The organism is Bacillus sp. BHET2 (genome assembly GCF_005938125.1).
Lineage (GTDB): Bacteria > Bacillota > Bacilli > Bacillales > Bacillaceae_B > Rossellomorea.
Map to the genome: position 1 here is coordinate 145,004 of NZ_VCQN01000005.1, position 22,691 is coordinate 167,694.

17 protein-coding genes and 1 pseudogene are annotated in these 22,691 nt (G+C 44.1%); 14 read left to right on the forward strand and 4 right to left on the reverse strand.

Going from position 1 to position 22,691, the window contains the following annotated elements; genetic code table 11:
• Window positions 1-4 precede the first annotated feature (4 nt).
• The 3 genes and pseudogenes from FGG79_RS22210 to cls form a co-directional block, all read right to left on the reverse strand.
• Window positions 5-199, reverse strand: a pseudogene (locus tag FGG79_RS22210) (hypothetical protein).
• 134 nt (window positions 200-333) lie between these two features.
• Window positions 334-1,287: a UV DNA damage repair endonuclease UvsE gene (gene uvsE / locus FGG79_RS17830; RefSeq protein WP_138780812.1), complete on the reverse strand. Its 954-nt coding sequence runs from the start codon at window positions 1,285-1,287 to the stop codon at window positions 334-336.
• An 11-nt stretch (window positions 1,288-1,298) separates the two neighbouring features.
• Window positions 1,299-2,504, reverse strand: a complete 1,206-nt coding sequence (gene cls, locus FGG79_RS17835; RefSeq protein ID WP_138780814.1) for a cardiolipin synthase — start codon at window positions 2,502-2,504, stop codon at window positions 1,299-1,301.
• 302 nt (window positions 2,505-2,806) lie between these two features.
• Between cls and FGG79_RS17840 the strand changes: the two genes are divergently transcribed.
• From FGG79_RS17840 to FGG79_RS17885, 10 genes are all read left to right on the forward strand, one after another.
• A complete protein-coding gene (locus FGG79_RS17840) occupies window positions 2,807-4,924 on the forward strand; it encodes a 4Fe-4S dicluster domain-containing protein (RefSeq protein ID WP_138780816.1) in 2,118 nt (705 codons plus the stop codon).
• Between the two features lie 342 nt (window positions 4,925-5,266).
• Complete coding sequence (locus FGG79_RS17845; protein WP_138780818.1) at window positions 5,267-6,454, forward strand: acetyl-CoA C-acetyltransferase; 1,188 nt, start codon at window positions 5,267-5,269, stop codon at window positions 6,452-6,454.
• A gap of 186 nt (window positions 6,455-6,640) precedes the next feature.
• A complete protein-coding gene (locus FGG79_RS17850) occupies window positions 6,641-7,492 on the forward strand; it encodes a 3-hydroxybutyryl-CoA dehydrogenase (RefSeq protein ID WP_138780820.1) in 852 nt (283 codons plus the stop codon).
• 26 nt (window positions 7,493-7,518) lie between these two features.
• Window positions 7,519-8,655, forward strand: a complete 1,137-nt coding sequence (locus FGG79_RS17855) for an acyl-CoA dehydrogenase (RefSeq protein ID WP_138780822.1) — start codon at window positions 7,519-7,521, stop codon at window positions 8,653-8,655.
• A gap of 309 nt (window positions 8,656-8,964) precedes the next feature.
• Entirely contained in the window at window positions 8,965-10,104 is a 1,140-nt protein-coding gene (locus FGG79_RS17860; RefSeq protein ID WP_138780824.1) for an acyl-CoA dehydrogenase, read from the forward strand.
• A gap of 413 nt (window positions 10,105-10,517) precedes the next feature.
• Window positions 10,518-11,171 (forward strand): TetR/AcrR family transcriptional regulator, encoded by a 654-nt coding sequence (locus FGG79_RS17865; protein ID WP_240794327.1) that lies wholly within the window; start codon window positions 10,518-10,520, stop codon window positions 11,169-11,171.
• Window positions 11,168-14,434 (forward strand): fused isobutyryl-CoA mutase/GTPase IcmF, encoded by a 3,267-nt coding sequence (gene icmF / locus FGG79_RS17870; protein WP_138780826.1) that lies wholly within the window; start codon window positions 11,168-11,170, stop codon window positions 14,432-14,434. The genes FGG79_RS17865 and icmF overlap by 4 nt, the downstream gene beginning before the upstream one ends.
• A 487-nt stretch (window positions 14,435-14,921) precedes the next feature.
• Complete coding sequence (locus tag FGG79_RS17875; protein ID WP_138780828.1) at window positions 14,922-15,104, forward strand: hypothetical protein; 183 nt, start codon at window positions 14,922-14,924, stop codon at window positions 15,102-15,104.
• A gap of 161 nt (window positions 15,105-15,265) precedes the next feature.
• A complete protein-coding gene (gene rpoE, locus FGG79_RS17880; protein WP_138780830.1) occupies window positions 15,266-15,817 on the forward strand; it encodes a DNA-directed RNA polymerase subunit delta in 552 nt (183 codons plus the stop codon).
• A gap of 392 nt (window positions 15,818-16,209) precedes the next feature.
• A complete protein-coding gene (locus tag FGG79_RS17885) occupies window positions 16,210-17,814 on the forward strand; it encodes a CTP synthase (RefSeq protein ID WP_138780832.1) in 1,605 nt (534 codons plus the stop codon).
• Window positions 17,815-18,073: 259 nt separating this feature from the next.
• Here FGG79_RS17885 and FGG79_RS17890 read toward each other — a convergent pair whose 3' ends face one another.
• Window positions 18,074-18,598, reverse strand: coding sequence for a DUF2529 domain-containing protein (locus FGG79_RS17890; RefSeq protein ID WP_138780834.1), 525 nt, complete (start codon window positions 18,596-18,598; stop codon window positions 18,074-18,076).
• A gap of 208 nt (window positions 18,599-18,806) precedes the next feature.
• Between FGG79_RS17890 and FGG79_RS17895 the strand changes: the two genes are divergently transcribed.
• The 4 genes from FGG79_RS17895 to FGG79_RS17910 all read left to right on the forward strand — a co-directional run bounded on the left by FGG79_RS17895 (window position 18,807) and on the right by FGG79_RS17910 (window position 22,505).
• Window positions 18,807-19,169 carry a response regulator gene (locus tag FGG79_RS17895; protein ID WP_138780836.1) on the forward strand — a complete coding sequence of 121 codons (363 nt, stop codon included), beginning with the start codon at window positions 18,807-18,809 and terminating at the stop codon, window positions 19,167-19,169.
• Between the two features lie 181 nt (window positions 19,170-19,350).
• A complete protein-coding gene (locus FGG79_RS17900) occupies window positions 19,351-20,208 on the forward strand; it encodes a class II fructose-bisphosphate aldolase (RefSeq protein ID WP_138780838.1) in 858 nt (285 codons plus the stop codon).
• A 179-nt stretch (window positions 20,209-20,387) separates the two neighbouring features.
• Window positions 20,388-21,029, forward strand: a complete 642-nt coding sequence (gene fsa / locus FGG79_RS17905) for a fructose-6-phosphate aldolase (RefSeq protein ID WP_138780840.1) — start codon at window positions 20,388-20,390, stop codon at window positions 21,027-21,029.
• 192 nt (window positions 21,030-21,221) lie between these two features.
• Complete coding sequence (locus tag FGG79_RS17910) at window positions 21,222-22,505, forward strand: UDP-N-acetylglucosamine 1-carboxyvinyltransferase (protein WP_138780842.1); 1,284 nt, start codon at window positions 21,222-21,224, stop codon at window positions 22,503-22,505.
• Window positions 22,506-22,691: the final 186 nt, after the last annotated feature.

A 22,691-nucleotide genomic window follows, 5' to 3' on the forward strand; every position in this document is an offset into this window, starting at 1 on the left:
AGAATCAAAAAACCAAAGAAAAAAGACGAACAATCAGAATAAATGACCATGTTATGATTTTTTTTGACACCGCTGTTGATTTCCGTGCAAGACTTCGCTTTCCTCGGGCGGAAGGCGAGCCTCCTCGTCGCTAACGCTCCTGCGGGGTCTCACCTATTCCGCTTTTCCCGCAGGAGTCTTCGTCTTGCACTCCAATCAACAGCTAGAACTAGTTAAATACACTGTATATGCTTTTACAATAACAATAAAAAATCCGAACGTTTTCGATTTTCATGAGAGAATATCGAATATTCGTTCGGATTTTTCTTTGGCTAAAACCCTTTTGTCCCAGCCTCACCACTCCAATGTTCCTCCACTGACCCGCTTCACCCCACGAATGGAAGACAGGTCTTCAATCAATTTCAGCATGGCCAGATCTTTATGTTTGGCTTCGATCATGAAGTCCACGTCCTGATCGAAGGTTTTCAGGGTTTTAAAGAAAGGTTCCACAAAGCCGGGATCGACCAGATCAGCGTGTGAGCGAAAGGCTTTTTCCGATTTAGGGGAGGAGATATGTATTTTCGGCACTAAGTCTCTTTTTTCCCATGTTGCAAAGATGTCTTCCAGATAATCCTCGAGAGGTTTCTCACAAGAGTTTGCCTCGTGATGGTGGATATCGAGCACCATGGGGATATTCTCTTTCTGGCATGCGGCAAGCGTTTCTTCTACCGTATACGTTTTGTCATCGTTTTCAAGTGTCATGATGTCTTTCACTTCAGGCGGGAGAATGTTCAAATTGTCATGAAAACGGACCAATGTTTCTTCCTTATCCCCGTAGCTTCCACCAATATGAATGTTGATGACGGCATCCTTTTCGATTCCCATGTACTCTAACATCCGGTAATGGTAGATCATATCCTTCGCAGCATTGTCGGTTACATGTTGCTTGGGGCTTGTGAACAGAGTGAACTGGTTAGGATGAAAGCTTGCCCTGATCCCGAACTGCCTGATAACTTCCCCAAGCTCTCTCCATTCCTCTTGAAAAGGGGAATAGAAATCCCATTCTACTTCAGGATGTGTCGCAAGGGGGACAAGTGAGCTTGATAAGCGATACAGTTCGATTTCATGTGCAGCACAAAGATAGAGGATTCGTTTCGTATGTTCCAGGTTTAATCGTGTCACTTCCTTCAGGCGATACATCCGATCTTCTTTTGGCAATTGTGTATACCGTTTAAATGTCATGGTTTTGGCAGGGCTTGCGTCCCATAAAGAGAGGGAGTTCGCAACAAATCCCAGACGGACTCTCATGTAACTTCCCCCTAAAGTAAGATTGAAATGGATGCAGCGATACGTTCTTTTATACGTGTGAGAAAGGAGACAGATGAAAGGTCGCTTTCGCTTAGCATGTCGGAAGCTTCCATGTCTTTTTCCATTTCCTTTTTCAATGTTCGAATAAATTCTTTATCGAATATCAGGTTATTGATTTCGAAATTGATAAAGAAGCTCCGTTTATCGAAGTTGGCCGTGCCGATATCGCAAAAGTGGTCGTCGACGATAAGTACCTTCGCATGATAAAAGCCATTCATGAACTGATATACTTTTGCCCCTTTAGAAAGCAAGGTTCTGAAATAAGGGAAGGCGACTTCCTTTACGAGCATATGGTCCGCATTATTAGGAATGATGATCCTTACCTGCACGCCACGGTCCAATGCATCACAAAGGGCATCCATTAAAATGGGGGTCGGGACAAAGTAAGGAGTTCCGATAATCACTTCCTCACGGGCTTCATCAATGAACTTCTTGAAGAATTCTTCGATATTGACTCCTTCTGTTGGGAATATCTGATGCTGACAGCTGCCTTTTTCAGCTGGTGGAAAGTACTTCGCTTCGTTTTTTAAGTCCTTAGTTGTTGCCCGAAACCAGTCGATACAGAACTCAGTTTGTAGATCTAAGACGCCTTCCCCTTCAAGGCGGAGATGATAATCTCTCCACGGAGAAAGCTCGGGAATATCGTTTTCATCGATATACTCCTTACCGATATTATAGCCCCCCAAATAACCGATTTCCCCGTCAATGACGGTAATCTTTCGATGGTTACGCTGTTGGGAAGAGAAGAATAGATAGGGAAGCTTGACTCTTCGGCAGAAATCTACTTCAACACCTGCATTGCGAAGGTCCCGTACTTTGGATTTCGGAACGTTATGGCTTCCGATTTGATCCATTAGCAGGCGGACCTCTACCCCTTCTTTGGCTTTTTCCTTTAATAATTCAAGGAATCGCAAGGCGAAATGGTCATCCTGTACGATATAAAATAATACATGAATCGAAGACCTGGCTTCTTTCATCTCTTTAAACATCACATCAAATAGCTCAGGTCCCCTGGAAAATAATCGAATGTCACTGTTTCGTTTTTCATAATCTCTTCTGGTCCGTGTCCGGATAAATTGACTTCTTCCTAATTTAAAGTCGATCAGTAACCATCCGATGACGGCTACAATGATGAATAATGGAATCAACCACCACATAGAATCACTCTCTCATTTGCATTGATTTTAGTATGTCCTTAATCTTTATTCCTTTGCATTCTTTCTTCTTTTCCCTGACAAGAGTCCTATTGAAACCTGCAGGGGAACAAAAAGTCCTGTTTCTTTCTACGTGATGAAGAGAGGTTTGTGAAAAGGTTTTCATTTTTCTTCGTAAAAACCATTGACTGAATGCTCATTCATAATATAATGGATATAAGGACTATTCAGAATATTAATTTGGTTTGTAAAAGTTTGAACAAAGGGGACGTTCAATCGGACCAAAGTAGGGGGAGTGTTTGTCTATGAATGGGTTACTCATTCTCAATTGGGTTGCGTTTATTCTTGTAACCGTTTACGCACTTAGCTTGTTTGTGTATGTAGTAAAGACGAGAATTGAATATATTAAGCTCGGGAAAAAAGTCGAGTTCGACAAGCGATTTAAGGAACGTTTCCAGAAAATCCTGGTCAATGTCTTCGGACAGAAGAAGCTTCTGAAGGATAAGAAAAGTGGAGCAATCCACGTCATGTTCTTCTACGGGTTCATCCTCGTTCAATTCGGGGCCATCGATTTCATTTGGAAAGGACTTGCACCAGGTAGTCACCTGCCGCTTGGTCCACTATACGCTGGATTCACATTCTTCCAGGAACTTGTCACACTGATGATTCTGGTAGCGGTTGTGTGGGCATTCCATCGCCGCTATGTTGAAAAATTGGTCCGTTTAAAAAGAGGATTTAAGTCAGGATTAGTTCTGCTGTTCATCGGCGGATTAATGCTATCTGTCCTTGTAGGGAACGGAATGGGCATCATCTGGCACGGTGAAGATCTAGCGTGGACAGAACCTGTTGCGTCATTGATTGCCGGGGCACTGGGAGGTATTGGAGAAACAGCTTCCATCGCCATTTTCTATGTAGCATGGTGGATGCACCTCATATTCCTGCTTGGATTCCTTGTGTATGTGCCGCAATCCAAGCACGCGCATTTGATCGCAGGACCTGCCAATGTTTATTTCAATCGTTTAGACAATCCTGGAAAGCTTAAGCCGATCGACTTTGAAGATGAATCAGCTGAAAGCTTCGGGGTAGGGAAGATTGAAGAGTTTACGCAACATCAGATGATTGATTTCTACGCATGCGTAGAATGTGGTCGTTGTACGAATATGTGTCCTGCAACAGGAACAGGGAAGATGCTTTCCCCAATGGACTTAATCGTCAAGCTTCGTGATAACCTGACCAACCACGGTGCAGTCGTTACACAGAAAAAACCTTGGGTACCGACATTTGCATTCAATGGTACGAAAGGGAATCAGCTTGCGATGGCGAGTGCTACTCAGGCAGCGGAAGAAGCGGCTGCAGGTGCAACATACAGTCCAAGCCTGATCGGAGACGTCATCACCGAAGAAGAAATCTGGGCATGTACAACATGCCGTAACTGTGAAGACCAATGTCCAGTAATGAATGAGCACGTGGATAAAATCATCGACCTTCGTCGTTACCTGGTTCTGACAGAAGGGAAAATGGATGCAGACGCTCAGCGCGCGATGCAAAACATTGAGCGCCAGGGGAATCCTTGGGGTCTAAACCGTAAGGAACGTGAGAACTGGCGTGAAGCGAGAGAAGACGTAACCATTCCGACGGTGAAAGAAATGAAAAAAGCGGGAGAAGACTTCGAATATTTATTCTGGGTCGGATCGATGGGTTCATTTGATAACCGCAGCCAAAAAATCGCACTGTCCTTTGCCAAGCTATTGAATGAAGCAGGCGTAAAGTTCGCGATTTTAGGAAACAAAGAGAAGAACTCAGGGGATACACCACGACGCCTTGGAAACGAATTCTTATTCCAGGAGCTTGCCGGTCAAAATATCGCAGAATTCGAAAAGAACGAAATCAAAAAGATTATCACGATCGATCCGCATGCTTATAATATTTTCAAGAATGAGTATCCGGACTTCGGCTTAGAAGCAGAAGTATATCATCATACGGAACTTCTGTACGACCTGGTAAAAGAAGGACGTCTTAAGCCGAAATACGAAGTGAATGAAACGATCACCTTCCATGATTCCTGTTACTTAGGCCGCTACAACGAAGTATATGATCCACCGCGTGAAATCCTTAAATCAATCTCCGGTGTGAAATTGGTTGAAATGGAACGTAACCGTGAAAAAGGCATGTGCTGTGGAGCGGGCGGAGGATTGATGTGGATGGAAGAAGACGCTGGTCACCGCGTCAACGTTTCCCGTACCGAGCAGGCACTGGAGGTCAAGCCTTCCGTCATCAGTTCAGGGTGTCCGTACTGCCTGACAATGTTGTCAGATGGAACGAAAGCGAAGGAAGTAGAAGAAACAGTTTCAACTCAGGATGTGGCAGAAATCCTAGAAAAAGCAGTTTGTGGCGATCAAAAAGATCAACCGGCTGCGTCATAAAAAGAATATTATCCTTATAATAATGAATAATGTGCAGACTACCCTTATCGGTATGTGAAAAAATAGGAATGAAACAAAATAGTCTCTATTGGGTTTCACTCCTATTATTTTTCTACAATAATAAATTTAATGGAAAAATAAAAACTTTCTAAAAAATCATTACGTTCTAGCCGAATATGAAGTACAATAAAGGTTATAAGGGACAAAAACTGTCCCTTCTTTTGTGGATGACGGTTGAGCGAGCGTTCAGTCGAGTGCCAACTAAATTTTTTTGAAACCTATTGAAAGCGTATACAATTTTGTCGAATCAAATCTTTCACATAAAAAAGGAGAGCGATTGAGATGGGAAAAACGGTCATTTTAGATGGAGCTAGAACACCTTTTGGTAAATTCGGAGGAAGTTTAAGCCGTTTTACAGCTTCAGAGCTTGGCGGTTTTGCGGTGAAGGAAGCCCTTAAACGAGCAGGCGTAAATGGTGAAGAAGTAGAAGAAGTCATCCTTGGATCGGTTTTGCAGGGAGGACAGGGACAAATTCCTTCCCGGCAGGCATCTCGTCACGCAGGACTTCCGTGGAATGTCAGAACGGAAACCATCAACAAAGTCTGCGCTTCAGGAATGCGGAGTGTGACGATGGGGGATCAGATCATCCGTGCCGGCGACGGTGAAGTCATCGTGGCAGGCGGAATGGAATCCATGTCCAACGCACCGTACATCCTGCCCAAAGCGCGCTGGGGCTTTAAGATGGGGGACACACAGGTGAAAGACTCCATGGTCCACGATGGATTGACGTGCAGCTTCAACAATGTCCACATGGGAACGTACGGAAATGAAACAGCGAAAGAATTTGAATTATCAAGAGAAGAGCAGGACAGGTGGTCGTACAGGAGCCATGACCTTGCAGTGAAAGCGACGGAATCAGGCATACTCGGGGAAGAAATCGTTGCCGTTCTTGTACCGCAGCGTAAAGGTGATCCAGTCGTTGTCGATAAAGATGAAGCACCACGTAAAGAAACATCCATCGAGGCATTGGCTAAATTAGGACCAGTCTTTGGTTCAGAAGGAACGATCACAGCAGGAAACGCACCAGGAGTCAACGACGGCGCAGCAGCCATGGTGCTGATGAGCGAAGAACGAGCAGAAAGAGAAGGGAAACAGCCGCTAGCGACCATCCTTGGTCACACCGCGATTGCTGTTGAAGCAAAGGATTTCCCGCAAACACCGGGACTTGTGATCAATGAACTTCTGAAGAAAACAGGCAAATCACTTGAAGAGATTGACCTATTTGAAATAAATGAGGCGTTTGCTGCGGTTGCCCTCGCAAGCGGGAAAATCGCCGGATTGGATCCTGAGAAAGTCAATGTGAACGGTGGAGCGGTTGCACTGGGGCATCCGATTGGAGCTAGTGGAGCACGCATCATCCTGACACTTGCATACGAATTGAAGCGCCGCGGTGGGGGAATCGGGATAGCGTCCATCTGCAGCGGCGGCGGTCAAGGGGATGCAATCATGATTGAAGTGGCGAAGCAGTAGGGGATTATGGTCGATTGTACCAGGTACAAAAAGAACGAAATGTACCAGGTACAAAGGTGCCAAGTACAGATTTGCTGACCGACTATATAGGTTCAGCAGCTGAATACATCTAGATAATCAGTTGCTGATCTCCAAAATACAATCAACTAGTTTACAAGAATCAGCCATAACAAAGGGGAGAACAAAATGAACATTAAAAACATCATGGTCATCGGTGCAGGGCAAATGGGTTCCGGAATTGCCCAAGTTTGCGCACAAGCGGGATTTAACGTATATCTGAACGATTTGAAAGAAGAGTTTGTCCAAAAGGGAATGGGTGGTATCACAAAGAACCTGACCCGCTCTGTAGAAAAAGGAAGAATAACAGAAGAAGATAAGACGGCGACAGTGAACCGATTAACTGCTTCAACCGATATCCACGATGCGAAGCAAGTGGACCTTGTTATTGAAGCAGCAGTTGAAAACATGGATATTAAAACGAAAATCTTTGCTCAGTTGGATGAGATTACTCCTCAGCATACGATCCTTGCATCCAACACATCCTCACTCCCAATCACAGAAATCGCTGCTGCGACGAAGCGTCCCAAGCAGGTAATCGGCATGCACTTCATGAACCCGGTACCAGTGATGAAGCTTGTTGAAATCATCCGTGGATTGGCAACAACTGATGAAGTATATCAAGTGATTGAAGATATGACGAAGTCTCTTAATAAAGTACCGGTTGAAGTAGAAGATTTCCCTGGATTCGTTTCCAACCGGATCTTGATGCCAATGATCAATGAAGCGATCTACACGCTTTATGAAGGAGTGGCGAGTAAAGAGGCGATCGATGAAGTGATGAAGCTTGGTATGAATCACCCAATGGGACCTCTTACGTTAGCAGACTTCATCGGATTGGATACGTGCCTGTATATCATGGAAACACTTCACGAAGGATTCGGTGATGACAAGTACCGTCCATGTCCGCTTCTACGAAAATATGTGAAAGCAGGCTGGTTGGGTCGTAAAACAGGCCGCGGTTTCTATTCATACGAGTAATCACGAACATCAGGGAGGAAACAGTCATGGAGTTACGATTCACGGAAGAACAGCAGATGATGAGAAAGATGGTTCGGGATTTTGCAGAAACAGAAATCCAGCCGTTTATAGAGAAGATGGAAGAAGGACAATTTCCTAGAGAAATTTTAAATAAGATGGCTAAGCTTGGCTTGATGGGAATCACGACTCCTGAGAAATATGGTGGTTCAGAGATGGATTTCACCTCGTATATCATTGCGATTCACGAGCTGTCGAAAGTAAGCGCGACCATTGGGGTTATTTTATCTGTTCATACATCCGTAGGAACCAATCCGATTCTTTATTTCGGGAATGAAGATCAGAAGCAAAAATATCTTCCTAAGCTTGCTTCAGGTGAATACTTAGGAGCTTTCTGCCTAACCGAACCGAGTGCAGGGTCTGATGCGAAGAGTTTAAAAACCCGGGCAGAGAAACGGGATGATCACTATGTATTGAATGGCTCGAAAGTCTTCATTACAAATGGCGGAGAAGCGGATACGTATATTGTGTTTGCCGCAACGGACCCATCAAAGGGCAGCCGCGGGGTATCGGCTTTTATCGTTGAGAAAGGTACACCGGGCCTTGTAATTGGAAAAGACGAACATAAAATGGGTCTTCACGGTTCCAGAACGGTTCAACTAACCTTTGAAGATATGAAAGTACCAGCTGAAAACCTTCTTGGTCAAGAAGGGGAAGGCTTCAAGATCGCGATGGCAAATCTTGATGTCGGACGAATCGGGATTGCTGCGCAGGCTCTGGGAATCGCTGAAGCGGCATTCGACTTTTCAACGGCGTATGCAAAAGAACGAGTGCAATTCGGCAAACCAATTGCAGCACAACAGGGCATTGGCTTTAAGCTTGCCGATATGGCGACAGCGGTTGAAGGGTCAAAACTTCTTGTGTACCGGGCGGCAAATCTTCGTTCGAACAACATTTCTTGTGGAAAAGAAGCAAGCATGGCGAAGCTGTTTGCTTCGAAGACAGCGGTCGAAGTGTCAACAGAAGCAATCCAGGTTTATGGTGGATACGGCTATACGAAGGAATATCCGGTTGAGCGATTGTTCCGGGATGCGAAGGTGACGGAGATTTATGAGGGTACGAGTGAGATTCAGCGGATGGTGATTGGGAAGAATTTGTTGGTTTAGTTTGGTGGTGGAGCTTGGAGGTTTTTTGAGGGGTGTATTGGTGCATATATTCTGAAGCGTGTCAGGCACCCGATTTATATTGTGATGTTTAGTGGCGTAAAGGGGTTTGTTGTTTTGGTTGTCTTTTGAGGGTGCCAGACCCGGTGTGTAGTAGGTTATAGGGGAATGGTGTGTTCGTGCACATATTCTTAGCGTGTCAGGCACCTTATATAAACTGTGATGTTTAAGTAGCGTAAAAGGGGTTTGTGTTGTAGCTTGTCTTTTGAGGGTGCCAGACCCGGTGTGTAGTAGATATGAGGAGGAATTGAGATGAATTTTAAGTTGTCGGAAGAGCATGAGATGATTCGTAAGATGGTGCGTGATTTTGCGCGGAATGAGGTAGCGCCTACTGCTGCTGAGCGTGATGAGGAAGAGCGCTTTGATATGGATTTATTTAAGAAGATGGCTGAGCTTGGTTTGACGGGGATTCCTTGGCCGGAGGAGTACGGTGGAATCGGAAGTGACTTTTTAGCTTATTGTATCGCGGTTGAAGAGCTATCCAGAGTGTGTGCGTCTGTAGGGGTTACACTTTCTGCCCATACGTCACTTGCAGGCTGGCCTGTATATAAATTCGGTACAGAAGAGCAAAAGCAGAAGTACCTTCGTCCAATGGCGCAGGGAGAAAAAATCGGTGCTTACGGCTTGACTGAGCCAGGTTCAGGTTCAGATGCAGGCGGGATGAAAACGACGGCTCGTTTAGAAGGAGATCACTACGTGTTGAACGGCTCGAAAATTTTCATCACAAATGGTGGAATTGCCGATACGTATATCGTGTTTGCTTTGACAGATCCGACTCAACGCCAACGTGGAACAAGTGCTTTCATCGTGGAGAAAGAATTTGCAGGATTCTCTGTAGGGAAAAAAGAGAAGAAGCTTGGGATCCGTTCATCACCAACGACTGAGATCGTGTTTGAAGATTGTAAGGTACCAAAGGAAAATATGCTTGGAAACGAAGGAGACGGCTTCAAGATTGCCATGATGACTCTTGATGGTGGTCGTAACGGAATTGCCGCTCAAGCGGTGGGGATTGCGCAAGGAGCACTTGATGCCTCTGTCGATTATGCAAAAGAGCGTGAGCAGTTCGGCAAGCCAATTGCTGCGAATCAGGGGATTTCATTCAAGATCGCTGATATGGCTACGTCTATCGAAGCATCCCGTCTCTTAACCTATCAAGCTGCCTGGTTAGAGTCAGAAGGTCTTCCTTACGGAAAAGAATCAGCGATGTCGAAGCTTATGGCTGGGGACACGGCGATGAAGGTGACGACAGAAGCGGTTCAGATCTTTGGTGGATATGGCTATACGAAGGATTATCCGGTGGAACGTTATATGCGTGATGCGAAGATTACGCAGATTTATGAGGGGACGCAGGAGATCCAGCGATTGGTTATTTCGCGGATGGTGACGAAGTAATTTTTGATTGGGACTGTGCAGAGGATTTCTTGAAGGGGATCTCGTGGTAGGTTTGAAGCGTGTCAGGCACCCGATGAAATTGTGGTGTTTCGTGGCGTAAAGGGGTTTGTATCATCGTTTGCAACTTCAGGGTGCCAGACCCGGTATGACGGAGGTTGGGGTTTGGTTGTTAGGGGTTCTTGAAGGGAATCTCTTGGTAGGTTTTGAAGCGTGTCAGGCACCTGCTTGGTTCTGCGATGTTTCGTGGCGTAAAGGGGTTTGTATGATGGATTCTTCTTTAGGGTGCCAGACCCGGCATAACCGATATATAGGTAAAGAGAGATAGATAACCATCTGCTTTGTTGGGGGATGAGGCAGGTGGTTTTGGATTAGGGGTCAATGGGAGAAATGGATAGAAAAGGCGGTCGATTGTTTTGAATAAGAAGAGGGAAGTCCATGCTTCGGTGAAGGATGAGCGTTTAGTAGAAAAGCGGCGTGATCAGATGATTAGTGGGGCCGTCTCTCTATTTAAACAAAAGGGATTTCATCGCACCACGACTAGAGAGATCGCAAAGGCCGCCGGATTTAGTATCGGAACGCTATATGAATATATACGAACAAAGGAAGATGTCCTGTATTTAGTGTGTGACAGCATTTATGAGCAGGTTCGATTGGAGCTAGAGAAGTTGGATGTAGGCAAAGGGACGCTTGAGAGTTTAAGGCTCGGTATCGCCCATTATTTTCAGGTGATGGACCGGATGCAGGATGAAGTACTTGTCATGTATCAAGAAGCGAAATCTTTATCAAAGGACGCCCTTCCATATGTACTCCGCAAGGAACTTGAAATGGTGGGGATGGTTGAAGACCTTATTAAAGGCTGCGTGGACAGCGGGAAGCTAGAGCTTAATGAGAATCAGATCCATATGCTCGCTCAGAATGTATTTGTCCAGGGGCAGATGTGGGGATTCCGTCGTTGGGCCATGCAGAAACGGTTTACACTCGAGGAATACATCAATCTTCAAATCGATCTTCTATTTTCTGGAATCATCGGGTTTGAAAAACAAGGGAGAACAGGGGGAGTAATATGAGCACGGTTGAGATTTATAAACCAAAGCACCATGTTCGTTTTGTCACGGCTTCAAGTCTGTTTGACGGACATGATGCGTCGATCAACATAATGCGTCGGATTATCCAAGCAAGTGGAGCAGAAGTGATCCATCTGGGTCATAACCGCTCCGTAGAAGAAGTCGTTAATGCAGCGATTCAAGAGGATGTACAGGGAATCGCGATTTCATCCTACCAGGGTGGACACGTTGAATACTTCAAATATATGTATGACCTTTTGAAAGAAAGAGGAGCTTCCCATATCAGGATTTATGGAGGCGGCGGGGGTGTAATCATCCCACGTGAAATCAAGGAACTACACGAATACGGGGTTGCCCGCATCTTTTCACCTGAAGACGGTAGAACACAGGGTCTTCAAGGCATGATCAACAAGATGATCGAGGAATGTGATTTCCCAACCATTAAAGGAAGCGTGAATCACGAGGTTGAAAAGCTTTCCACTGGAAATGTGAACACGGTTTCGAAGCTGATTTCACTTGCTGAGTATCAAGTAGGAGCGAATGAAGAAGTGGCGGCGACGGCTCAAACGGTGTTCTCGGAAATCAAGAGTCTGGCGAAAAAAGCGCCTGTACTGGGAATTACAGGGACAGGTGGAGCAGGGAAGAGTTCCTTGACAGATGAACTGATTCGTCGTTTCATCAACGAACTTCCTGAAAAGAAAATCGCCATTCTATCCATCGATCCAACGAAACAAAAAACGGGTGGAGCCCTTCTTGGGGACAGGATTCGGATGAATGCGATCTTCAATCCTCGCGTGTATATGCGGAGCCTTGCCACTCGTGGATCGAAAACAGAGCTTTCATTCGCGATCAAGGATGCAATCAATGTCGTCAAAGCTGCAGGGTATGATCTGATTGTTGTCGAAACAAGCGGGATCGGGCAGGGAGATGCGGAAATCGCTGAAATCTGTGATATGTCCATGTACGTAATGACAAGTGAGTTCGGTGCGCCGTCTCAGCTTGAGAAAATCGATATGATCGATTTTGCCGATTTGATTGTCATTAACAAATTTGAGCGCAAAGGATCTGAGGATGCAAGGCGCCAGGTTCAGAAACAGTACCAGCGTAGTCACATGCTCTTTGATAAAGACTTGGATGACATGCCGGTATACGGAACGATTGCCAGTCAGTTCAACGATCCAGGTACGAACGCCTTATTTGCAGCCATTTTGGAAACAGTTAATCATAAAATGGAGCTGGATTGGAAAACGAGCTTCTCTAAAGACGTGGATGTTGAAAAGCAAAACGTCATCATTCCAAACAATCGCCGTTATTATCTCCGTGAGATTGCAGAAACCGTTCGGAACTATCATAAGAAATCCGAAGAACAAGTGAACATCGCCCGCAGATTGTTCCAGCTCCACGGGGCAATCGAAGCAGTCAATCAAAAAGAAACGAATGAAGGTGTCGTCACTTCCCTTCAAACGTTAAAAGAAGAAGTCGAAGGTAAATTAACAGATGAATCGAAGCAGATCCTGCAAAAATGGGATCATCTAAAAGAAACATACAGCAAGGATCAGTTCGTCACGAAGATCCGAGATAAAGAGATTGTCACTGAATTAAAGACGAAGAGCTTATCAGGGCTGGATATTCCGAAAGTATCCCTTCCGAAATACAAAGACTACGGCCAGATTCTAGATTGGGTATACAAAGAGAACGTTCCAGGCTCGTTCCCATACACAGCAGGAGTATTTCCGTTTAAACGAAAAGGGGAAGATCCGAAGCGTCAGTTTGCAGGAGAAGGAACGCCTGAACGGACGAATCGCCGTTTCCATTATCTTTCTAAGGACGATGATGCGAAACGCCTGAGTACGGCCTTTGATTCCGTTACATTATACGGTGAAGATCCGGATCACCGTCCTGACATTTACGGGAAAGTCGGAGAGAGTGGAGTGAGCATCTGTACACTTGAAGACATGAAGAAGCTATACGCTGGCTTTGATCTATGTGCGCCTTCTACATCTGTATCCATGACCATCAATGGTCCGGCACCAATCATCCTTGCAATGTATATGAATACAGCGGTCGATCAACAGATCCGCATGAAGGAAGAAGAGCTTGGCCGCGTGCTGACGGTGGAAGAATATGTGGAAGTGAAAGAACAAACGATGCAAGTCGTGCGGGGAACCGTGCAGGCAGATATTTTAAAAGAAGATCAAGGACAAAATACTTGTATCTTCTCGACGGAATTCGCCCTACGGATGATGGGTGACATCCAGCAGTACTTCATCGATCACAAAGTGAGAAACTATTACTCTGTATCGATTTCCGGTTACCATATCGCAGAAGCGGGAGCGAATCCGATTTCACAGCTTGCCTTCACATTGGCGAATGGATTTACGTATGTAGAATACTATTTAAGCCGTGGAATGGATATCAATGACTTTGCACCAAACCTATCATTCTTCTTCTCGAATGGTCTGGATCCAGAGTATACGGTGATCGGCCGCGTGGCCCGTCGAATTTGGTCCACGGTTATGCGGGATAAATACGGTGCCAACGAACGCAGTCAGAAGCTGAAGTACCACATCCAAACTTCAGGTCGTTCACTGCACGCTCAAGAAATTGACTTTAACGACATTCGTACAACGCTGCAAGCATTGATGGCCCTGCAGGACAACTGTAATTCCCTGCACACCAATGCCTATGATGAAGCGATTACAACACCGACGGAAGAATCCGTTCGTCGCGCCATGGCGATCCAAATGATCATCACGAAAGAACACGGATTATCCAAGAACGAAAATCCGCTGCAAGGCTCGTTCATCGCAGAAGAGCTGACGGATCTCGTGGAGGAAATGGTTCTGACCGAATTTGATCGCTTAAATGATCGAGGCGGCGTACTAGGTTCGATGGAAACCCAGTACCAACGTGGGAAAATCCAAGAAGAATCCATGTACTATGAAATGAAAAAACATTCTGGGGAGCTTCCAATAGTGGGAGTGAACACGTACTTGAATCCAAATCCACCTTCAGAGGATCAAATGGACAGCATGGAACTTGCACGTGCAACGAAGGAAGAAAAAGAAACACAAATTCACAATCTGCAAGACTTCCAATCACAGCACAAAGATCAAACTGCAGAAGCCTTGAACCGCTTAAAACAAGCAGCGGTGGGCGGAGGAAACATCTTTGAAGAACTGATGGAAACGGTAAGAGTGGCCAGTCTCGGTCAAATCACAAGAGCCCTCTATGAAGTAGGTGGGCAATACCGTCGGAATATGTAACCGATATTGAAGAAGATGAGACTACTGTAGATGTGCGGTAGTCTCTTTTTTCACGGTGGGCTTATAATTGATGATCAATGGGCACATTCATAGGGATGGATAATGGAACTTTTCAAGAATTAGTTTTATATTATTAGGCGAATTTAGGTAATTCTTATTAGTACCATAACTAAGTTGATTTTCGCTGCAGGCACTCGACTCCTACGGTAATAGCGGGAAAGTTGAGACCCCGCAGGGCAAGGCCCGAGGAGGCTCAACTCACGCCCCGAGGAAAGCGAGTGCCTGCAGCGGAAATCAACAACGCATAACTCTTGAAAAGATAAAATCAACCCGACAAGTTTAAAAAGTCTCCAAACCGTCTATCCTTTAAACAAAATCGACCAATTTTTAACACGAACTTAATAGTTATAGGGAAAGATTTCCTATATAATGAAAATTGTCAGATAAGTGAGAAGGAAGAACGATACAGACGTTTGGATGTGAGACTGTGAAGACCATTTTTCGCTACATACTATTGATCATCATTATATATATCGCCGTTCGTTTATATCAAATTCAATTAGGCGCCATCCCTTTCTTCCTGCTGTCTTTCTATCTATTCTATGAAGCCTACCGGGTGATCCGTAACGGCCAGAAAGAAGAGAAGTGGGAGAATGGAAAGCCTTCCTAACTTCAGTTTCGAATAAAAATGAGAGAAATACCAGATAGGTATAGCATAAAGTCTTTTACATTGTTTATAATGATTAATATGGTTAAAATTGATAATGGAGAATTTTTGCCCTTTTTTACTCTACCAAGTAGAGTGTGAAATAGAGAAAGGAAGTGCGTAAAGTGAGTCTTAAGAAGTTATCCAAAGAGGAAATACGTCAAACATCTTTTATTGAGTTGGCACATGAAATATTAGCAGGGAAAAAGAAAGCAATGGCATTCGAAGCGGTTGCCAAAGAAATTAAAGGTATACTTGAGCTCTCTGATAAAGAGGTTAAAAGCCGTTTGCTTCAATTCTACACGGACTTGAATATCGATGGACGCTTCATTGCCATGGGTGACAATACGTGGGGATTAAGAGAATGGTACCCGGTTGACCAAATCGAGGAAGAAACCGTTCCAACGATGAAATCCAGCAAAAAGAAAAAAGCAAAGAAAAAAGACGAAGATCTTGATCTTGAAGACTTCGATGATCTTGACGATGAAGAACTTGATTTTGATGATCTTGACGATACAGACGATGACGATGATCTGACAGATGATGACGACGACGTTGATGACGTTGACGACGCGGATGAGGATCTTGACATCGATGATGACGACGACGAAGACCTTGACATCGATGAATTAGATGAAGACGAGGATGAGGATGAAGAGGAAGAAGAAGAGAAATAATCCTTTCTATTTATTCCATTTAGCTCATTATTCTATGCTTGACTTCTTCCGTTTTGGAAGGTAGTATTTTATTTGGGCTCCTTAAAAAAGGACGAATATCGTATATTACGCTCCCCTTACATGATTGTAAGCGGGGCGTTTTTTGTTTTTATAAGTAGAAAGCATTGGCACAAGAGGGTTATACCATACGTGCAGCGGATCAATATTCTCAAACCCCTTACATTTTTATGTATATTGATAATAAGAGGCTGTCTTTTAGCTGTTTATGGAAATGAATTTATTTTATAGAGAATGGACTAGTCCTTCTTTGAACAAGATAAATTCATGACATAACTACAATAGACACCCTCTACTTTTTTTGAACCAAACTTACTTTGAAGGGGGACATATACATGACTAAGTATATTTTCGTAACAGGTGGCGTAGTGTCGTCACTAGGGAAAGGGATCACAGCAGCGTCCCTTGGAAGACTATTAAAAAACCGTGGAGTGAGTGTCACGATCCAGAAGTTTGATCCTTATATCAACGTGGATCCGGGAACGATGAGTCCCTATCAGCACGGTGAAGTATTCGTAACAGATGATGGTGCGGAAACGGATCTGGACTTAGGTCACTACGAACGTTTCGTAGATATCAATTTAACGAAGTACAGCTCGGTCACAACAGGTAAAATCTATTCGACTGTATTGAAAAAAGAACGTCGCGGAGATTACCTTGGTGGAACGGTGCAGGTCATTCCACATATCACAAATGAAATCAAAGAGCGCGTATACCGTGCCGGTCGCGAAACGAATTCAGATGTCGTGATCACAGAAATCGGTGGAACGGTGGGGGATATCGAATCGCTTCCATTCTTAGAAGCAATCCGCCAAATCAAGAGTGATGTAGGTCGTGAAAACGTAATGTACATCCACTGTACGTTGATTCCTTATATTAAAGCAGCCGGTGAAATGAAAACAAAACCGACTCAGCATAGTGTGAAAGAGCTTCGCAGTCTTGGTATCCAGCCAAATGTCATCGTCGTGCGTAACGAAATGCCGATGACTCAAGATATGAAGGACAAGATTGCGTTATTCTGTGATATTGATAAGAATGCGGTAATCGAAGCAATGGATGCAGATACACTTTACTCTGTTCCACTTGCCCTTCAGGCTCAAAAGCTGGATGAAATCACATGCCAACATTTGAAACTGAATTGCCACGAAGCGGATATGACCGAGTGGAATGAACTCGTCGATCGCGTGAAAAATCTATCTCGTAAAACAAGAATCGCCCTAGTAGGGAAATATGTTGAATTACAAGATGCGTATATTTCAGTTGTGGAAGCCCTTCGTCACGCAGGCTATCAATTCGATAGCGACATCGAAGTAAGATGGTTGAACTCGGAACTGATCGACAACGAAAACGTATCAGAAAAGCTTGCGGACGTAGATGGAATCCTAGTACCTGGTGGCTTCGGTGACCGTGGGGTAGAAGGGAAAATCTCTGCGACTCAATATGCACGTGAAAACAAGATTCCTTTCCTTGGCATCTGCCTTGGTATGCAACTCGCATCGGTAGAATATGCACGTAACGTTCTTGGTCTTGAAGGAGCTCACTCTGCAGAGTTGAATCCTGAAACACCATTCCCGGTCATCGATCTATTACCTGAACAAAAGGACATCGAAGACCTTGGAGGAACCCTGCGTCTTGGACTATACCCATGTAAGCTGACAAAAGGTTCAAAAGCGTATGCAGCCTATGACGGAGAAGTGGTTTACGAACGTCATCGTCACCGCTTCGAATTCAATAATCACTATCGTGAGCAAATGGAAAAAGCAGGCTTCATCTTCTCAGGCACAAGCCCGGATGGCCGCCTTGTGGAAATCATTGAGTTAAGCGACCACCCGTGGTTCGTTGCATCTCAATTCCACCCTGAATTCACATCACGCCCAACACGTCCACAGCCTCTATTCAGAGACTTCGTGGAAGCATCACTTGCGTATGGCGAAAAATAAGATTGGTATGGAAAAAGCTCTCCTGGTTTGGGAGAGCTTTTTTGCATGTATGAGTTAAAGGATGAATTCGGGTTTATAGACCTTTATGGGGATTTATCAACCGTCGTTTCGATTTATCGACCTTTATCCAGATAAATCAACCGTTCTTTCATTTTACCAACCTTCCTTTCACGATATCGACCGTACCACCATCATCGACACATTTCGCATGTATCCGATCAAAAAAAGCTCATTCTCCACCGAGAATGAGCTCCAACGATTATTCTTCATACTCCTCCAACATCTCACGAATGACAAATCCCAAAGCAAAGTAAATGTAAAGAGCGGCCATGCTTGAGGGGAAGCTCACGCGCTCACCGATTTCATCGCCTGGAAGCATTCCTTTAATCACTTTTGTATCCAAATGAACATCGGCTACGTCAGGCAGGCTGTCTTCTCCTTCTATGAGACCTGACACCGCCACAAATGGAACACCATCATCCGACAATTTTCTACCCAGTGTCACGGCCTCTTCGTCTGTTGAGAAACGGCTTACGATTAACACACGATCCGCATCGGTCAGCTCAATAGATGAATCAAACTGTTTGGCGGATGGAAGGGGTTCTGCACCAAATAGTGCTTCTGCTGTGACAGCCTCCATTTCCCCGAATCCTTTTATATAGATATGTCCCTGACCAATGGCGGCCTGTGCCAGCAGGCGGGCTCCGTCTTCGATTTCAAATTCTTGCTTATCGTAAATGCGTTTAAACAGTCCCGTTAACTGTGTTGTAAACATTTTAATCATTTTAGTTCAATCTCCTTCTATCTTTAACTTCGACATTTACTATTCTAACGCTTATTATAAAGGGGAAAAAGGTCTGGCGTAAAATATAGGGAACAAGCAGGATTTTATACAGGAAAAAGAGAATAAGTAATAAATATACAGTTATTATGATTCGTTTATTTACCAAGAGAATACATAATTTACTAAAATGTGAAGGGGATTGGGATGTATGAATGAGAAAATTCTAATTGTAGACGATCAATTTGGTATTAGAATACTATTAAATGAAGTGTTACAAAAGGAAGGCTACCAAACATTTCAAGCAGCGAACGGAATCCAGGCGCTTGAAATCGTAGATAAGCATTCCCCTGATTTGGTTTTACTGGATATGAAAATTCCGGGAATGGATGGAATTGAAATCCTGAAACGTATGAAGCAGAAGGATGCAGACATCCGTGTCATTATTATGACAGCATACGGAGAGTTAGACATGATTCAGGAAGCAAAGGATTTGGGAGCGCTTACCCATTTTGCGAAACCATTTGATATTGATGATATCAGAAAAGCGGTCAAACAATATATTCCAGCATGATTACAGTTATTTGAATAGTGAAAATAGTAGTATTTTTAACAATTCGCCTCTTCAGTTGGTAAAATCAATTTTGTTTTGGTATGATACAAATGAAATTGCAAACAATGTCACATAGTGTTACATATAACACTGCCATTTCTACTATAATGGTACACTGACTGAATAGAAGGAGGAAATAACTATGCCTTTAGTTTCAATGAAAGACATGCTTATTCAAGCAAAAGAAAAGAGCTATGCAGTAGGTCAATTCAATCTGAATAACCTTGAGTTCACTCAAGCGATCCTGCAAGCGGCAGAAGAAGAAAAATCACCTGTCATCCTTGGTGTTTCTGAAGGGGCAGCTCGCTACATGAGCGGCTTCAAAACAGTTGTGAAAATGGTTGAAGGTCTGATGGAAGACTTAAACATCACTGTACCTGTTGCGATCCACTTAGACCACGGTTCAAGCTATGACAAGTGTAAAGAAGCAATCGATGCAGGATTCACTTCTGTTATGATTGATGCTTCTCACGGTCCTTTCGAAGAGAACATTGAAATCACTTCTAAAGTGGTTGAATATGCTCACTCTAAAGGTGTTTCTGTTGAAGCAGAGCTTGGAACTGTTGGTGGACAGGAAGATGACGTAATCGCTGATGGCGTTATCTATGCAGATCCTAAAGAGTGTCAAGAACTAGTTGAACGTACTGGTATCGATACACTTGCACCAGCTCTTGGTTCTGTTCACGGTCCTTACAAAGGTGAACCAAACCTAGGATTTAAAGAAATGGAAGAAATCGGAGCTGCTGCAGGAGTACCATTAGTACTTCACGGTGGAACTGGAATTCCTACAAAAGATATTCAAAAAGCGATTTCTTACGGAACGGCTAAAATCAATGTAAATACTGAAAATCAAATCACTTCTGCTAAAGCAGTACGCGAAGTATTAGCGGCTGACACAGAAGTATATGATCCACGTAAATACATGGGTCCAGCTCGTGAAGCAATCAAAGCAACAGTAATCGGAAAAATGCGCGAATTTGGTTCTTCAAACCAAGCGTAAAGATCCGGTAATGTTTGGAAAGTGACCTGATCTTGATTAGATTATTTCCAAACGTGGTAATAAATGAATGAAGCTGAAGGATGGGACTGGCGCCAGGAGAAGGTTGATACCTTTTGGGTCAGTCCCTTCAGTTCCTTAAAAATAGATTGAAAATTTTGTCGAAAATGGGGTAGAAAAAAATGAAGTTTTTTATAGACACAGCAAACATGAGTGAAATTAAAGAAGCATTTGATTGGGGTATTATTTCAGGAGTGACAACGAATCCGTCGCTTGTCGCTAAAGAGAAAAACGTTACATTTGAAGATCGCTTAAAGGAAATAACGGATTTAGTTCCTGGTTCTGTAAGCGCTGAAGTCATCGCGACCGACGCTGAAGGAATGATCAAAGAGGGTAGGGAACTGGCGAAGATTGCTCCAAACATTACAGTGAAACTACCTATGACGCCTGATGGTCTGACGGCTGCATCTACTTTTGCTAAAGAAGGAATCAAAACAAATGTCACGCTGATTTTCAGTGCGAATCAGGCACTTCTTGCAGCCCGTGCAGGAGCAACATATGTTTCTCCATTTTTAGGACGGTTAGATGATATCGGTCAAGATGGCCTGGAGCTCGTTTCCCAGATTGCTGAAATCTTTGCCGTTCACGGCTTGGAAACAGAAATCATCGCGGCATCGACCCGCCACCCTCAGCATATTACGGAAGCGGCACTACGAGGAGCTCATATTGCAACGGTGCCACTTAAAGTCTTGAAGCAATTATTCCAGCATCCCCTTACGGATAAAGGAATTGACGCGTTCTTGAATGACTGGAACAACCGTTAAGTCTAGGTCAATCAGTCTATAATAAAAAAATTCGATTATCCTATACATGTTTTCACGAATTATGTATACACTAGTAGACAATACTTCTTAGAACGTCTTCTATTGGAAAAATAATCCTTTTTGTTCATTGATGTGAGAATCCTGACAGCCATTGGGGTTTCTTCTTCAATGAACAGTGGAAGGGAGTTTAATATGGAAAAGCTAAAAATTGCAGGAGGGTATCCACTTGAAGGAACCATTAAAGTAAGTGGGGCCAAAAATAGTGCGGTAGCCTTAATCCCGGCAACGATCCTTGCTGATTCTCCAGTGACAATTGAAGGGTTACCGGACATCTCTGATGTAAGAACACTGAAAGATCTATTAGAGGAGATCGGTGGTTCCGTCTCATTGGAAGATGGGGATATGAGTGTCGATCCTAGTCAAATGGTGTCCATGCCTTTACCGAGCGGAAAGGTAAAGAAGCTTCGTGCTTCTTACTATTTAATGGGTGCCATGCTTGGACGTTTCAAGAAAGCGGTCATTGGACTACCGGGTGGATGTCATCTCGGTCCTCGTCCAATCGATCAGCATATAAAGGGCTTCGAAGCGTTGGGGGCAGAAGTCACCAATGAACAAGGTGCCATTTACTTACGTGCCGATGAATTAAAGGGTGCTCGTATTTATCTTGATGTCGTCAGTGTCGGAGCAACGATCAACATCATGCTTGCAGCTGTTCGTGCAAAAGGCCGGACGATTATCGAAAATGCGGCAAAAGAACCTGAAATCATCGACGTCGCCACGTTACTAAGCAATATGGGTGCGAAGATCAAAGGGGCAGGAACGGACGTCATCCGTATTGATGGAGTGGACGAGCTTCACGGTTGCCGTCACACAATCATTCCTGATCGTATCGAAGCAGGAACGTTTATGATTCTAGCAGCCGCAGCCGGCAAAGGCGTACTCGTAGACAACGTCATCCCATTACATATGGAATCGGTCATTGCAAAGCTCCGTGAAATGGGCGTCCCTGTTGAAACGAACGATGATCAGATCTATATCGGAAGGGCCGACAAGCTCAAATCGGTTGATGTGAAAACATTGGTTTACCCCGGTTTCCCTACAGATCTCCAGCAGCCATTTACATCGTTATTAAACCGGGCAGAAGGTTCTGCCGTCGTAACAGACACCATTTATTCAGCCCGCTTCAAGCATATCGATGAACTGCGTAGAATGAATGCGTCGATCAAAGTCGAAGGCCGCTCAGCCATCGTCAACGGCCCTGTACAATTACAAGGTGCCAAAGTGAAGGCAAGCGACCTCCGTGCAGGAGCAGCCCTTGTCATCGCCGGGTTAATGGCTGAAGGGATCACCGAAGTAACAGGCCTTGAGCATATCGACCGTGGTTACAGTGACCTTGTAGCAAAACTTGAAGGCCTCGGCGCTACAATTTGGCGCGAAAAGATGTCTGCCGAAGAACTAGAGCAGATGAAGTCATAGATTCAATAAAATTTTATAGTTTATCGAGAGATTATTGTTTTCACTTTTTTAGATAAAACATTAGATATCTAAGTTGATTGGAGCGGAAATCAACCTCGTCTCTCTATTGTTGGCAGTTACTTTTTTCTAAGAACCATTTCCTGTATTACCATAAATTTTCTGCACAATCGAACCATTATGTCCTAC